General features: G+C 35.3%; 8 protein-coding genes. All 8 read right to left on the minus strand.

The window, feature by feature from the left end:
- Positions 1-90 precede the first annotated feature (90 nt).
- Entirely contained in the window at positions 91-1965 is a 1875-nt protein-coding gene (locus BLT04_RS18595; RefSeq protein ID WP_089757277.1) for a rhamnogalacturonan lyase, read from the minus strand.
- Between the two features lie 260 nt (positions 1966-2225).
- Complete coding sequence (locus tag BLT04_RS18600; protein WP_089757278.1) at positions 2226-3020, minus strand: DUF4350 domain-containing protein; 795 nt, start codon at positions 3018-3020, stop codon at positions 2226-2228.
- 12 nt (positions 3021-3032) lie between these two features.
- Positions 3033-5807 (minus strand): glycosyl hydrolase, encoded by a 2775-nt coding sequence (locus BLT04_RS18605; RefSeq protein WP_089757279.1) that lies wholly within the window; start codon positions 5805-5807, stop codon positions 3033-3035.
- Positions 5808-5996: 189 nt separating this feature from the next.
- Positions 5997-7322: a rhamnogalacturonan acetylesterase gene (locus tag BLT04_RS18610; protein ID WP_228421998.1), complete on the minus strand. Its 1326-nt coding sequence runs from the start codon at positions 7320-7322 to the stop codon at positions 5997-5999.
- Positions 7322-10177 (minus strand): glycoside hydrolase family 2 protein, encoded by a 2856-nt coding sequence (locus BLT04_RS18615; protein ID WP_089757280.1) that lies wholly within the window; start codon positions 10175-10177, stop codon positions 7322-7324. Before BLT04_RS18615 ends, BLT04_RS18610 begins: the two co-directional genes overlap by 1 nt.
- Complete coding sequence (locus BLT04_RS18620; RefSeq protein WP_089757281.1) at positions 10177-11556, minus strand: rhamnogalacturonidase; 1380 nt, start codon at positions 11554-11556, stop codon at positions 10177-10179. Before BLT04_RS18620 ends, BLT04_RS18615 begins: the two co-directional genes overlap by 1 nt.
- A gap of 257 nt (positions 11557-11813) precedes the next feature.
- A complete protein-coding gene (locus tag BLT04_RS18625; protein WP_089757282.1) occupies positions 11814-14672 on the minus strand; it encodes a type I restriction endonuclease subunit R in 2859 nt (952 codons plus the stop codon).
- Between the two features lie 100 nt (positions 14673-14772).
- Positions 14773-15699 carry a tyrosine-type recombinase/integrase gene (locus BLT04_RS18630; RefSeq protein ID WP_089757283.1) on the minus strand — a complete coding sequence of 309 codons (927 nt, stop codon included), beginning with the start codon at positions 15697-15699 and terminating at the stop codon, positions 14773-14775.
- Positions 15700-15923: the final 224 nt, after the last annotated feature.

The following is a 15923-nucleotide window of genomic DNA, read 5'->3' on the forward strand; positions in this document are numbered from 1 at the left end:
AGTTTGTTTAAATTTTAGCTAAAGCAAAATGAAGATTTCATTCTTTGAAAACGGGCTTGAAGCCCGTTCTTATAGATTTAAGCTTTGAAATTAATGTTTTACAGCAATTACATTTGGTTTCGGAACTTCTTTAACCGATTCGTCCAGATAATAATCCGTGTGCGGAGGCTGATTGTAGCCTACATTTTGCCAAACGATGCTCAAACGGTACTGTGGATTGTGCATCAGCGTGTACAAACGGTGCTTCGTAGGAATTGTTGAGCTGAAAATTCTCAATTCCTGATTGTCTGAAGTTCTGTAAATTACTTCTTCTCTCCAGTCTCCAAATAAATCTGCCACTAAAGAAGGGTTTTTCTTGGTTCCGTTGTTTGATTCACACTGAAAATTTTTGGCATCAAATATCAAATTTGATTTCTCATTTTTCCAATCCCATTTTGATATAGAAGTTCCGTCTAAAATTTCACTTAAAAAATCACCATCCCAATAAATTCCCATATTAACAGCCGGATTTTTCTCGCTGATTTTGTTTCCTTTGGCATCATAAAGACCTTTCACTCCCGCTCCGGCAGCCCAGCATTCAGAACCTTCATAACGAGGATCAATATTTAAAGACAAACCTCTTCCCGGACCCTGGAATTTGCCCTGCTTGCTGTAAATTAAAGAAGGTAATTTCCATAAAACCTTTCCTGTTTTTCCATCTCTGAAGTGCGCACCTGCATCATCAAATCTCTCCTGAATATCAAAGATTTCCAATCCCGGATTTGAAGGATCTAAGTCTCCAACATGTAAGGCATCGCCATGACCGTAACCCGTACTGTTGAGTACTTTTCCGTTGTCATCGACGGTCATTGCCCCATAAACAATTTCATCTTTTCCGTCGTTATCAACATCTGCAATGCTTAAATTATGATTTCCCTGTCCGCGAAATTTTTTATTTTCTTCTGAACTTTCGGTATCAAATAACCATCGTAAACTGAGTTTTTTATCTTTATAATCCCAGGCTGCAATTGCTGTTCTTGTGTAATATCCTCTCGACATAATCACGCTTGGCGTTTTACCGTCCAGATAAGCGACTGCTCCCAAAAACCGGTCTATGCGGTTTCCTTTTGCATCGCCCCAGGTTTCGGTCATTTGCTCATCGGTTGGGTTTAAACTCCCTGCAAATCTTGGAACCTGGTAATTAACCGTATTAATTTCCTCACCTGTTTCTCCGTTAAAAACCGTCAGATATTCTGGTCCAGAAAGGATAAATCCGTTTTCATTGACATAATTTTTTGTGGCATCTCCAATAACTTTTCCTTTGCTGTCTTTTGAACCATCTGCGGTTTTCATCACGATTTCTGCTTTACCATCTTGGTCTAAATCGTACACCAAAAACTGTGTATAATGGGCTCCTTCTCTTATGTTTTTTCCTAAATTGATTTCCCATAAGAATGTTCCATTAAGTTTATACGCCTGAATAATGGGCTCATCAGTAATCCCTTTCTGACTGTTGTCACGTGATTGTCCGGTTTGATGAAGGATAATTTCATACTCCCCATCGCCGTCCAGATCTGCAACAGAAATATCATTTGGCGTATATCCGGCAGGCGTTTTTAAAGGAATAGAAAAATACGGCTTTTGAGAAGCAACATACTTCGCAGAATCATCATCCACCGTTTTATCCTGAGTATTGGATTTCACGAAATAAGTGTAATTCTTTCCTTTATCTGCTGTTTTGTCTAAAAAATTAGTCTCGTTGAGCAGCGGCTTTTCATTCAATTTTTTGGTTGAATTATTTTCAGTTCGATACAAATCAAACTGGGTATTTTGAGCTTCTGTTCCAAGCAAACGCCAACTTACAAAAACCCCTGATTCTGCAGGGATGGCTACGATTCCTCTTTTCAGGTATTCCATTTGTCTTTGGGCAAAAATTGTTTGCGAAAGAAAAATAGCGGGTGTAATAAAGATATACTTGATTTTCATAATTCTACGTTATTATTTAGTAAAATTTTTATGGTTTGGCTTAAGCCGAATTTTTACGTACTCTTTTGCAAACGGGCTAAAGCCCGTTCCTATTGATATTGAATCTCTCGCAGCCCGACTTTAACGGAAATCCTTTTTGTGAAACGCAGTGTAACAAAAAGATTGGGAGTCCTTCGACATGCTCAGGATAAATTCAAGTGGATTAAGCCCAAAATAACTATCAAATAATTCAATCGATTGCACAAATTCAATTATTGATCTTATTTACTTTGTTTTAACAACCATTTCACCAATTCTTCTGCTCCCTGATAATTGGTAAAATCAGGAGTTAATTTTTTGCCGTCTGTATATTCATTGTAGCACCAAGGATCTCCCAACGCGAAAACAGTTCCTTTTCCGAGTTTTGCAATCGCAGCTATATTTTTACCTTCTGCAGACAAAATAGCTTTTGCGGGTGCTTTTACATCAATTGAACTCACTTCTTTCATGTATAATTTTTGTGCAGAGAAAATTTCATTTCCCACCGGAACATTTACTGCGCCCTGCTCAAATTCTCTTCCCTGAACTCTGTTATAACTATCGTCATTGAAATGAATTCCAAATTCTCCTGCTAGCTTATTAAAGTGCTCAAACTCAGAATTTCCGTGATCGTTGCTCAATAAAACCAAGACGCCGCCTTTTTTCACCCATTCCACCAAATTTTTAACGGTTGCAGGATCTATCAGATTGGCCTTTCCATTAAAAGCTTCTTTATCAATATCCGGATCTACAATAATATAAATGTTAGCATTTTTTAAATCTTTTTTAGAAGGAGCCGTTTTAAGCGTGCTGATTTCTGCGCCCTGTTTTGTAAAGATTTCTCCCAACAAAGAAAATCCGCCACTGGTCGTGTCATCCCATGTGTAGTGCCATGATTTTACTTCTCCTGTTTCTTTGTCCGCCTTTTTTTCGTTGTTGAAAAAGTTATCCAACACAACTTTCTTTTGAGAATAGGAAAAGCCAAATGTCAACAGGCAGGTTCCCAATGCGAATGTTTTTACTATTTTATTATTCATTTTATTTAATTTTTATTTTGTCCAATATAGTGGAATTATTTGAATTTCCCCATCCAAACCGGAAGGCTGAACTTTCCAGTTGGAAGCATCAAAAGCTTTATAATCGATATTTACAAAATTAATCTCATTATAATTACGCCACACCATTTTTTTCTGATCCATGTATCGAATTCTGTTTGCCATTAAATTACAAACTTCTATTTGAATGGTATTTTTGCCTTTTTTCAAGTATTTTCCGATGTTGATTTCAAAAGGAATGCTCCAGACAATTCCTGCATCCTGACCATTGACAATTACTTTTGCGCTTTCGTAGAGTTTATCAAATTTTAAAAGATAATCGTCTGCATTTTTCTTTATATTTAAAGTCGTCGTGTAAATACCTGTTCCTGAGAAACTTTGTGTTGCAGGATCGTCAGAAAAGTTGGTCCAGGGTTCTAATTTTTTTAAATTTCTGGATTTTGGAAGTTCGGGACCGCCTTCTTTGAAGCTCAATTGCCAAGCCTGATCTAGAATTATCGGAGCGTCTGCTTTTTCTGTATATTTCCATTTTGAGATAGATGATTCAACAGCTTCAGAATTTTTTAAAATTAAAGATTCTCCGGATTTTAACTGAATTCGAACAGAATTATTTTGCATTTCGGCAACTCCAAAATCTCCGTTTTCAGGATTCATTATCGTCGTTTGCTTTCCTGTATAATTAATCGGAACGAATTGATTGATTTCTTTTGAAGTGTGATTGACAATGTAATAATATTTTCCGCCGTCAAACTGTCTTCTTATAAATTTCAATCCGGTGTCCGTTAATTTTTCCCTTTGTATTTTCAAATATTCCAATCCTTTTTCTACATCAGAACTTAAAACAATCTTTCCTTTTCCAAAGCTTGCAATTTTCACATTTTCGCCTTGATTTTGAAACAGAATTTGATTCCATAAAGATTTTAACTGATTTCTTCTTTTCTCCACTTCAAAGTTTCCGGGAACATCTTTTGGTTCGTTTTGAAAAATTATTAAAGCTCCATTTTGAGCTAATTTCAGAATATCCCCCAACGTAGTTTCCGGCAAATACGTCAATTCCGGAATGATTAAAACCTGATAAGAAGATCCTTCTTTTCCAGTCTGAATTTTCTGGTTTTCCGACTTCGATTCACTAATGATTTTATCCGAAATCATATCCAAAGAATATCCCATCTTGCCTAATTTCTTCAAATCATCATAAAAAGGTGTTGGCTGCAGCCATTTTTCAACATTATGAACTTTAAAGGCGATATCTTTTCCTTTTGGAGTTGCCCACTGGTCGTAAATCGGCCAATACATGAGCAATTCATTATCAGATTTTCCACTTTGCAAAACAGATTGAGTACGTTCGATATAAGAGTTTAATCCTTTCAAATGTGGCCACAAACTGTTTTCGGGAACAAAATTCACGGAGGCATAAAACAGCCACCCCGGAAAAGGGACATCGGCAGGTGTATACGTTGTGCCGTGATAAAAAACGTGATTGATTCCCGACAAAAAGACCTGCTCAACTTCCGGTTTTGCTTGTGACCAGGAGGTTTTGAAATGTTCAGTCAACCAAGTAAAAGTCTCGTTTGACGTTAATTTTTTGCCCGTCACATTCGCAGCAGAAGAAGCAAATTTCAGCATATTAAAATCAGGCATATCTGATTTTTGAATATCTGCGCTGTCTCTTCTCAAGCCAGGAATTTCAAAAATAGAACTTCCGAAAGTTTCAGATTCCGGAATATCCACTGCTGCGTACAAATCCAACAAATTTCCGGGTGAACCGTGCGCCTGATTCGTGTTTTTTGAGTTTTTGGAATGTGCCCAGTTGGTAAAATTATCGGCAAAATTATGTAAAATCAATTCGCTCAAAGTTTGTCTGTAATCAGATTTAACCCTTGTTGTTATTTCGTTTTCATCATTATTAATTAAATATTTGATGTACGGACTCAAGTCATATCCTCTCCTTTTTTTAAATTCATTTTTAAAATCAGGCGTCCAGTCGGCATTGTAAACTTCATAACTGTCATTAAAAAAAGAACGCACCCCATAATTGGAATTTCCAAATGCTTTATCGAAAGTTTTAAGATAATTTACCGTTGCCACAGGCGAAAAATGATCCAATGTATAACCTTCACCACCGGGAGCAGCACGTTTCACCTTTTGAAGTGTTTTTCCTGTAAAAACTGCATAGATTGCCCATTTCCCGGAATCGGGTTTCCAGTTGAGAGACCCCTCGTTTGTGATTTTATCGGTTAAGACAACGGCTTCATTTTTTTCATTGTAAGCGGTTGCAATATCGAGTTTTATCGTTTTTAAATTTTTAAGCTTTTCATCATTTAAAACAATTTTTTCTGAAAATTTTTCACCTGATGAAATCGTATAAGTCTGAACAATCATTTTTGTAGCGGCATCCTCTTCACTCACCTGCGGACCACCGATTGGCCAGCCTGTTCCGACCGCCATATCAACGCCCATATTCAAACTTTTTGCTTTGTTCGTCGTGAACTGGAGCATTTTCATCCATTCAGGAGAAAGATAATTGATGTATTGATTTTCAAATCCTTTTGCTCCGTAAATCGGAACGATTTCAATGCCTCCAAAACCTGCTTTATTAAGTGTTGTCAGCTGCTTATCCAATCCTTTTTCATCAACAGCATTTCCCATCCACCACCAGCGCGTCCATGGTTTTGCAGTTTCGGTAGTTTTTGGCCACGGATTTTGTGCGGAGAGATTTCCGAAGGCAAAACAGATTAGACTGAGACTGATTATATTTGTAATTTTCATTTTTTGATTCCTATTTTTCAAATCTGGTTTTACCTAATGAGGTTTCATATTTCACCCGATTTCGCATGATGTTATTTACATTATACCGGTTTTTTCAGGATGTTATTCATATTTTTCACCGGGTTTCACCCGATGCTATTCATATTGAACCACTTCGTGGTTCTTAAACTTTATGTTTAAACGCAATTTTTAATTTCCATCAGGTTTTAAAGATTCCATAAAAATACTTTCAGGCCAATAAAATTTTTCGACGGCATCAGGCTTTTTGGGATCAAAATCTTTATAATTTTTGGAAACAAATTTACTCAAAGGCAACTTTTGATCTACAATACTTTTTACCACACATTTTGCCAGTTCATAAGCGCCATACGTATTAAAATGAGTGTCATCCGCCAAAGCATTCGGTTGGTTTGGATAAGAATTTGCGGGATAATAAACAAATGCTTTTTTAGAATTTTCCGAACCCATCGCTTCGAACAGCGTTTTGCTCATTGCATTTAAATCGATTAAATATACATTTTCTTCTTTTGCAATTTCTCGCATTGCAGAAGGAAAATCATCCAAAGTATTGACAATTTTATTGTTTTCATCAAAAACATGACGGTTCATCGAAGTTACCAAAACCGGAATTGCTCCCAACTGTTTTGCTTTATTAATCCATTCTGTTAATCTTTTTCTATATCCGGATTTTGTGCTGTTTCCGGCCTTTTGGTCATTGTGTCCAAACTGGATAAACAGGTAATCTCCGGGCTTTATCTTATTCCAAATTTTATCAATCCGGTGACGGTCTTCAAAGGCTTTCAAGGTTTCTCCGCTTTCGGCATAATTGGCAATGACAATTTCTTTCGGAACAAAAAAATATGGCAGCATTTGTCCCCAGGAAGCCCAAGGTTCGTACTGCGCATCTACAACCGTAGAATCTCCTGTAAGATAAATCGTTTTAGCTGTTTTATTGGGTTGAATGATTACAGCGCAAACTTTTGGAGCTTTATTATTAAATTCAATCGTTAATAAATTATCCCAATGTAAATATTTTTTTTCTCTCGGTTTTAATTTTACAATCCCGATCTGAGTTCCGTTTTGATTGCGAATAATACTGTCTTTAACATGAACGGTTATTGTTTTCTCGACAATTTCTCCTTCTTTTGTTTTTACATCATTCAGCATCAGACGACGGTTTTCTACACGAACTGTTGTTTCAGAACTTCCTTTACTATCGCCTAACGTTAATTTTATGTCATAATTTCCTTCAGGAATCGCCACCGAAAAATAGAAAGGCTTGTCGCTGGTGATATAATCTCCTGTTAACGCATTTCCTCCATTGTCAACGGATTTTAAGCTGGAAATATCCATAAATCCATAGCCGATTTTTTTATCAAATTTTGAAGTTGAAGTGATTGGAATAAAGCCATTTTCTGCTCTTTCACCACCAAAATCAAATTTGAAAGTCGTTTGTTGAGCAAACATCAACGAACCTAAAAAAAGCATTAAAATTTTTATAAAATTCTTCATCATTAATCCGTTAAAATATTTTCTTTTGGCATGGTAAACTGTTTATTTTCATCGCCTAAATCCGGCAGACCGAAATAGAAGTAAAGCGTTCTTTTGAAAGTTCTGTTGAGATGATTCAACTCACTTTCCGGTCCTAAAGATTCAGTTTTATCGTTAATATTAAACGCCAAAACAGTTCCCAATGGCGGTATTGCGTCTAAAAATGAAATATTTCCGCCCGGTAATTTCGGATAACCTTCTGCTCCGTAAATTCCATAAAAATCAAAGAGTCTTACAAACATCTTTTCTTCTTTTGTTCCGACCGTTATTTTTCCTTCTGCCGTATTCAGCTGCAACCACGAAACATCATCAAAATATCCTTTAAATTCAGGATAAATCCAGGGTGAAAAACCTGTTCTGGTTGAATTTTTCAAATTTTGCCAAACATTATAAGTCTGTCCTTGAGTTCTGTTTTTCCAAACGTGATAAGGACCTTTTCCCAGCCATTTCGCACTGATGACATAATTTTCAGGATAATCAAAACTTACGCCTGCAAACGGATAATCACCTGAAAGTGCATATTCGTAATTTAACTCTAAAATTCCGTCAGGATTCAGCTTCCAGATTATTTTATTTCCGTTTTTATAGGATACTTCAATGAGTTGATTTTTCCCTTGCGCAAGAGATTTTATAGATGATAATTCTACTTTTTCATTCACGAAAACCGGTCCGTTTCGGAAAGTCATTTTTTTGCCTTTTTTATCTAAAATAACTGACTTTAATAATCCGTCTTTTTTGCCGATTGAAAATTCTTTTTCGTCTGATTTTAAAATAAATAAAGAATCATTTTCTACAACAGAAACCGGAAATTCTTTGGTTAAAGTTTTCTGAAACTGTTTTGAAATTTCATCATTGGAAGCAATTTTCCAGGTCCAGGTATACATTTCTTTTCCGAAAGGATCGGTCGCGGTTAACATTAATGCTTCACTTCCTTTCCAGTTTTGAGGAAGATTTAAATTAATATTTCCTTTTTGTGTAGGTTTAATATTCGGAGATTCTGCTTTTCCTTTTTGAAGAACATCAAATCCTGATTCTGAGGAAAATGGTGTCTTAAATTTCACCAATTTCCATTCAAACTGGCATTCATTTAAATTCGTGAAATGATATCGGTTTTCTAAAGGAATTATTCCGTTAAAATCATTTGAAATTGTTTTAATATTTACTTTTACCGGACTGTAAATTTCGCGGATCGCATAAAAACTCCCTTCCTTTTCACGATGCGGACCCAGAACTCCATCCGGAGCATTGATGGCATTTACATCGATTTGATTGTTGAAATCGGTTCTCACCAAACCTTCATCCGCAAACGCCCAAATAAAACCTCCAGCGCCTTTTTTTGAGTTCCAGTGCAGTTCCCAATAATCGGCTAAAGAAGTTCCGCCGCCGCCATCATCCTGCGCGTGTAAAAATTCGGTCGGCATATAAATATTTTCGCCTTCGAGAATCGTTTTTGTGCTGTAATAATCTTCGTAATGGTTGCAATCAATTCCATTAAAAGCATTTCCAGGCTTGTGATGCGCGTGAATGACCGGGCGATCTGACACATCATATTTTGCGAATTCTGCATCCAGATCAAAATTATGTCCACCTTCATTTCCATTGCTCCAGAAAATGATCGAGGGATGATTTGCATCTCTGGTAACCATTTCTCTGACGAGCTTTTTACCAACTTCGGTACTGTATTTTTTTTGCCAGCCCGCCAATTCATCCAAAACATACAATCCTAACGAATCGCAAATTTTTAAAAATGATTTATTGGGCGGATAATGCGAACAGCGAACAGCATTCATATTCATTTCTTTAATGAGCTGAACGTCCATTAAATCAATGTTTCTGTTCACTGCTCTACCAGTTTCCGGCCACCAAACGTGTCGGTTGATGCCTTTCATCTTAATTTTGGTTCCGTTGATGTAAATTCCGTCGCCTTTTCGGATTTCGATGGTTCGGAAGCCGAATTTTTCTTCGGTTTCGTAAATTCTTTTTTTATTTTTATTTAAGCTAAATTTTGCTTTGTATAAATTCGGAGTTTCGGCCGTCCAAAGTTTGGGATTCTTAATGGAAAACTGAATTTGTTTTACAGTATCTCCTTTTTCAATTTTAACCTGAGATTCAGCAACCAGCTTATTTTTAACATCAAATAATTCTACTTTTAAATTATTGACCGATTCAATTCCTTTTAAATGAATATTGGAGCGAAAAGTTCCATCGGCTTTTGCATCAATTGATGTCGATGATATATTTTCTTTTGGAAGAGCTTCGAGATAAACCGGCCTGAAAATCCCTCCTAAAATCCAATAATCTGCCAGACGTTCTGCATTATTGACGGATTTGTCGGCGGACATTTTGGAAACCTTGACTTCAAGAATATTTTCTTTTCCGAAATTTAATTTATCGGAAATATCATATTTAAATTCGTAAAAAGCGCCTTGATGGATTGCTCCGGCAAGCTTTCCATTAATTTTCACTTCAGTATCGGTCATTGAACCTTCAAAAACGATGCTGATCGATTTTCCTTTCCAGGAATTTGGAACCAAAAACTTGTGCTTGTATAAACCTATTTCATCGTTAAATTTAAAATTTTTGCCGTACGTTACATAATCTCTTCCATAATTGTACGAGCCAAATCCCTGCTGTTCCCATTGAGAAGGAACCTGAATTTTATCCCAATTTCCGGATTTCCGACCTGCATTTATCCAAAAATCCCATTCTTTCGTATGCTCAGAATCTGTCCCGCTCAGGAATTGAATTTCCTTACTTTGAGCATGCAGCAATTGGAAGCACAAACATAACAGGAAGAATATTTTGGAAGAATAATTCATTATTTTTTGCCTTCGTCGGAATCGTCTTTTTTATCGTATGATTGACCTAAAGAAGCTACTTTGGTAACGTTTACATTCGTTTTCTTTACATTTTCAATAACATTCAAGTTTTGCTCTTCAGGCTTTAATGCTTTTATCTTTAGGTTTTCAAAAGTAAAATCTTTCAACTCGTATAAGTCTGATTTTTCAATATCAAAAGCTGTTTCACAACTGATGTCGATATTTTTTAAGACAATATTGTTTGCTAATCTTCTTTTCGGCGCTTCTTCACCTTTCAGATCAAAAAACTGGCTCCAGCCTTTTACAAATAAGAACGTTTTTACGTTTCCTTTGATGTTATCAAGTGTGATGTATTCGTAATGTTGCGGCGTGTCCGGACGCATTTTCAAATGCAGTAATCTTGAAGCATCTTTCACCGTTGAGTTACGGAAAATAATATTATAATTATGAATCGATTCACTTCCGCAAGTCAGTGCAGAGTGGCAAAATCCGAAAGTATTGTTTTCAATGATGATGTTTCTGTTTTCTCCATTATTTGGGTCTTTATCGGCTTTTGGACCTTTTCCGCCTTTTAAAGCAATGGCATCATCGTTCACTGATAAATAACAGTTTTTAACTAAGAAATTAGAACAAGCATCAATATCAATTGCATCTGTACTTGGTGCTTTTACGGGTTCTTTCGGAGCTAAAATTGTTAAGTTTAAAAGCTTTACGAACTGACTTTTATAATAATGGGTGCTCCAGAAAGGTGAATTTTTTACGGTAATGTCTTCAATCTGCACATTTTTAGAATTTGAAATATAGATGATACGGGGTCTCATTTCATCCATATTGGTGCATTTAGGATTCCATTCGCGTCTTTTCCAGAATGATTTCCAAAAGCGAAGTCCATTTCCGTTCAGTGTTCCTTTTCCTGAAATCGTAAAACCGTCTAATCCGTCAGCGTTAATTAAAGCCGGAAAATATTTTACGGTTTGACCTTCCATTCTTGTTGTTACGATCGGAAAATCATTAATATCATCGCTTCCCTTTAAAACTGCTCCTTTTTCTAAATGTAAATGTGTTCCCTGTTTAAAAAAAATAGAACTTATCAAAAATGTTCCTTTTGGAACGATAATTACACCTCCTCCATTTTTAGCGGCGTTATCAATAACCGCCTGAACCTGTTTTGTTTGAAGGACTGTGCTGTCATTTTTAACTCCAAAATCTGTAAGAATATATTTTTTGCCTAATTTGTTGATACCTGTTGATTTATTATCTTTAAACCATTGCGGAACAGCTGTTCCGTCCGGAAATTTATCCTGACTTTTCACCACTGATGAAAAGAAAAAAAGCATAAAAACAGATAATAGGAATTTTGATATATTTTGAAATTTCATAATTATTTTCAGTAAATCCTGAATTATTTTAATTAAACTAATTAACAAAAATAAAAATATACATTTTGGGAGCTTGCAGTATCCTGCTCTTTCATGTTGGCGATTTCTGAATGATTGGATTTGTAAGTAATTCGGATTGCGGACCGAAAAGTAAAATATTACCTTACTTTTATTTATTTTAGCCAATCGACGGCTTGGGGCATGTAATTCTTGGACGTTTTAGTTTTTATTATTGATGTAAAGAAGTTTATTAATTGTTAACTCGCAACTCCATCAATAAACACTTCTACAAAATCCTGCACTTTCTGAATAATTCTTCTTCCGATATTATTACGTTCAGTAAGCTTTGGTTTTATTTCAAGTAGCTTTAGTGTATCACTTATTTTAGGAGTTTTGGAAGTAAAAAGAAAATCATCAATAGCATCTCTGAATCTATCTTTATTCAAAGATTCTTCGGTAGCAATTTTCTCAAACGCTGATGTTTTTTCTTTATTCCAATATTTTTCAAACTCTTCATTGACAATGTCTCCATCAGAAATATGAGGAAGGTTTTCTTCTATAAATTTTTCTATCAGCTCTTTTTTGCTTCGTAATTTTGCGTCGCCGGAAAGAATATCTCTGATTTCTTTTTTCTTTTTTTCTAATTTATCGCCTTTTAGATTTGAATTGGTAAGATTGGCTAATAAAGTAAGAATATAACTTACATTAATTTCATCACGGTGTATCAGTTCTAACTCAAAATCCACATCATCTAAAATGCTTGCTTTTCCTTCTCCTCCTTTTGGTTTTGTCTCATTCCAAATATCCAAATATTTGCTTTTGTATCCGTCAAATTCAAATTCAGTCATTTCCAATTTCTCAAAATCGAAATCTGCAAATGATTTTAAGACATTCAGAACACGCATTACCTCACGGAAAGCGGTTATAAATTCAAACTTTTCCTGTTCGGTTTGATAACTGTTGACACTGTCAATTTCAGGGGCTACCATCTTTAATGTATCTAAAGCAGCGTTGAAAAGCTCAATGTAATCTTCAATCGGTAGAATAATAATTTCCTGAATTGCTTCTTTATTGGAAAATAAAGTTACCGCATCATCGGTTGCAGATTTTAGATTTCTAAAACAAACAATATTTCCTTGCGATTTTTTTTCGCCTAACAATCTGTTGGTGCGTGAGAATGCTTGAATCAATCCGTGATACTTTAGATTTTTATCAACAAATAAAGTATTTAATTGTGGACTGTCAAATCCGGTCAGAAACATATTTACAACAATGATTAAGTCAACTTCTTTACTACGAACTCTTTTGGCGATATCATTGTAGTAATTGTAGAAACTCTGGCTGTCTTTGGTCGTAAAGTTGGTTCCAAACATTTCATTGTAGTGCCCAATATATCTTTCTAATACATTTCTGCTATGAGAATCTCCATATTGCGCCTGCAGTTCTGCAACCATTCCAAATTCGGGTTCTTCATAGGTCCCATTTGCATCTTTAGATTCTTCATTAGTTCCATAGCTGAAAATAGTTGCAATTTTTAAGCTGTGTTTGCCTTCCTCTTTTTTCTTTTGGAAAAGGTCATAATACTTCTGCAAAACATCAATACTACTTACACAGAACATTGCATTAAAACTACCGCTGTGAGTTTTTCTTGCATATTCTGCGATGAGATAATCTGCAATTTTCTCAAGTCGTTTCGAGCTTTCAAGAAGTTCCTGTGTATTTATTGCTTCAACATCAGTATCAATGTAAATATTGCTTCCTTCTTTTTCCTTGTATCTTCCAACATATTCTACGGAAAACTTCAGAACATTGTCATCCCGAATCGCATCTGTAATTACATATTTATGCAGACAATCTTCAAAAAGCCTATTAGTGGTTGCCGGAGCTCCGTCTATTTTCCCAATTGAATTAACTTCAGAAATCGGTGTTCCCGTAAAGCCAATCATTTGAGCGTTCTTAAAGTATTTTTTAATATTCTGATGGGTATCTCCAAATTGGCTTCTGTGACATTCATCAAAAATGAAAACCATTTTCTTATCTTTCAGTTGGTCAATTTTATTGCCGTGTTTTTCTTTTGTAATTGCTGTATTTAACTTCTGTAAAGTCGTAACAATCAATTTTGTATTATCAGAAAGTTGCTTAACCAAATGTGCTGTATTTTCAGTAGCATCAACACTTCCTTTTTCAAAAGCATCAAATTCTTTTTGGGTTTGATAATCCAAATCTTTTCTGTCAACCACAAAAACAACCTTCTCAACTTTAGGAATTTCTTTCAGGATTTGACTGGCTTTAAAAGATGTCAGTGTTTTTCCCGATCCTGTTGTATGCCAGATAAAACCATTCTTATCTGTATTTCTTACCCTATCAACAATTTTCTCAACTGCATAATATTGATAAGGTCTTAAAACCATCAGTATCTTATTCGTTTCATTCAAAACGATATACTTGGTAATCATTTTTGCGATATGACAAGGCTCTAGAAATGCAGGAGCAAAATGGTCTAGTTGAGTGATGTTATTGTTATGTTCATCAGACCAAAAGAAGGTTTGCTTAAAAGTCTGCTTTGCGTTGTTGGAGTAATATTTTGTATTAACTCCGTTACTGATGATAAACAGCTGAACATAATTAAACAATCCACTTCCTGAATTGAAAGACTGATGATGATAACGGTTGATTTGATTGAAAGCTTCTTTCATTTCCAGACCACGACGTTTCAATTCAATCTGTACCAAAGGCAATCCATTGATTAGGATGGTTACATCATATCTGTTTTTGAAATTTCCTTCCTGAGCAATTTGATTCGTCACCTGAAACTGATTTTGGCACCAGTGGTCTTGGCTGATAAATTCAATCCATTCGGAAGTACCGTCATCTTTAAAAAAATGAAAACGGTCACGTAATGTTTTAGCTTTTTCAAAAACATTTCCTTTGGAAAGATGATTGAGGATTTTTTCAAACTCAGAATCTGAGAATGTTTTTTTATTATGAGTTTCGAGCTGAGACTTTAGATTTTTAATAAGGTCTGCCTCATTACATATTGTAACTTTTTTGTGACCTAACTGCTGTAACTGTTCTATTAATTTCTGCTCTAAAATATATTCCGGCTGGCTTGACATTCGGTTTTGAGTTTTGGTTAAAACTTTGTCAAAGTTCCGAAACTTTGACAAAGTTATTTCAGTTTTACCAAATGTAAGAAATTATCAATGATAACTACAACTATTTTAGTGCCTTAAACATTTGGTCTATTGCTTTTTTCTTCTGTTCCAGATTAGGATGTACGTACAGATTCAAAGTTGTACTGATATTGGAATGCCCCAGCAGAACACTTACGGTTTTATAATCGCATTTGCTTTCAATACACCGTGTTGCAAAACTATGCCTCAATCCGTGAAACTTAATATCCGGAATTTCTAAAAATCTCATCAGATTTTTGTAATAGCTTCGGTAAGTTCTCGGTTCTGTGGGTTTAGAATCATTGGTTAATACATAGAAAGCAGGATTTACAATTTTCTTGAAAGGTTTCAACATCCTCAACAAGTCTCTGCTCATCGGGATTTCACGGATTGAATTTTTAGTTTTTGGGGTATCAATTAATAATTCTGTTTTTCTTTCTCCATCTTCAATGACGTAAATTCTCTGAATAGTTTTTCGGATATTAATAATCCCATTATCGGTATCAATATCTTCCCAGGTTAAGGCACAAATTTCACCGATCCGCATTCCTGAACAAAGACAGATATAAACACCCAGATTTCTAAAGGTAAAATGCTCCTGAATATAGCTCATCACTTTTTTCTGATGTGTTCTGCTCAAGACTTCAATCGTATGAGTTTCCCTAACCGTAGGATATTGCACATCAAAATTGATAAACTCAATCCATTTATTCTTTGCACCAAACTTCAGCACCATTTTCAAAACAATGAGAATGTCTTTGATACTTTTCTGACTTAATCCCTGCTCCAATTTTTGAAACACAAACTTCTGTACATCTTCATCTTCAATCTCGGAATAGTCTTTAAATACAGGCAATAAATGGTTTTCCAGCAACAGCACATAAGCCGAAAAGGTTGATTTTTTCACGTACAGCTTTTTGTCATTCTTCCATAGCTCAGCGATTTCTGCCAGTGTTTTCTTTCTTGTCATAATTTTTTTGATTTTAATATTTATTATTTAAAATCCTAAAGTTAGTGATGATTAGAAATTATCTCCTCTACAAAGAATTAAGGAGCAATTTACTCCTCAATCTTATTTAGTCAGAAAAGACCAATTTTATTTCCTACCGGAGGATATTTTGAGATTCCTAGACTTAGATTTCCTGAATTTACAGGAGTTTGGGAGAATAAACGATTAGGAGAATTATTGGAATT

Source organism: Chryseobacterium soldanellicola (assembly GCF_900100115.1).
GTDB lineage: Bacteria > Bacteroidota > Bacteroidia > Flavobacteriales > Weeksellaceae > Chryseobacterium > Chryseobacterium soldanellicola.

Excerpts from the sequence above, each read along its gene's own strand:
- BLT04_RS18630 (WP_089757283.1), bottom strand. The coding sequence starts at position 15,699 with ATGACAAGAAAGAAAACACTGGCAGAAATCGCTGAGCTATGGAAGAAT.
- BLT04_RS18600 (WP_089757278.1), bottom strand. The coding sequence starts at position 3,020 with ATGAATAATAAAATAGTAAAAACATTCGCATTGGGAACCTGCCTGTTG.
- BLT04_RS18615 (WP_089757280.1), bottom strand. The coding sequence starts at position 10,177 with ATGAATTATTCTTCCAAAATATTCTTCCTGTTATGTTTGTGCTTCCAA.
- BLT04_RS18620 (WP_089757281.1), bottom strand. The coding sequence starts at position 11,556 with ATGAAATTTCAAAATATATCAAAATTCCTATTATCTGTTTTTATGCTT.
- BLT04_RS18595 (WP_089757277.1), bottom strand. The coding sequence starts at position 1,965 with ATGAAAATCAAGTATATCTTTATTACACCCGCTATTTTTCTTTCGCAA.
- BLT04_RS18625 (WP_089757282.1), bottom strand. The coding sequence starts at position 14,672 with ATGTCAAGCCAGCCGGAATATATTTTAGAGCAGAAATTAATAGAACAG.
- BLT04_RS18605 (WP_089757279.1), bottom strand. The coding sequence starts at position 5,807 with ATGAAAATTACAAATATAATCAGTCTCAGTCTAATCTGTTTTGCCTTC.
- BLT04_RS18610 (WP_228421998.1), bottom strand. The coding sequence starts at position 7,322 with ATGATGAAGAATTTTATAAAAATTTTAATGCTTTTTTTAGGTTCGTTG.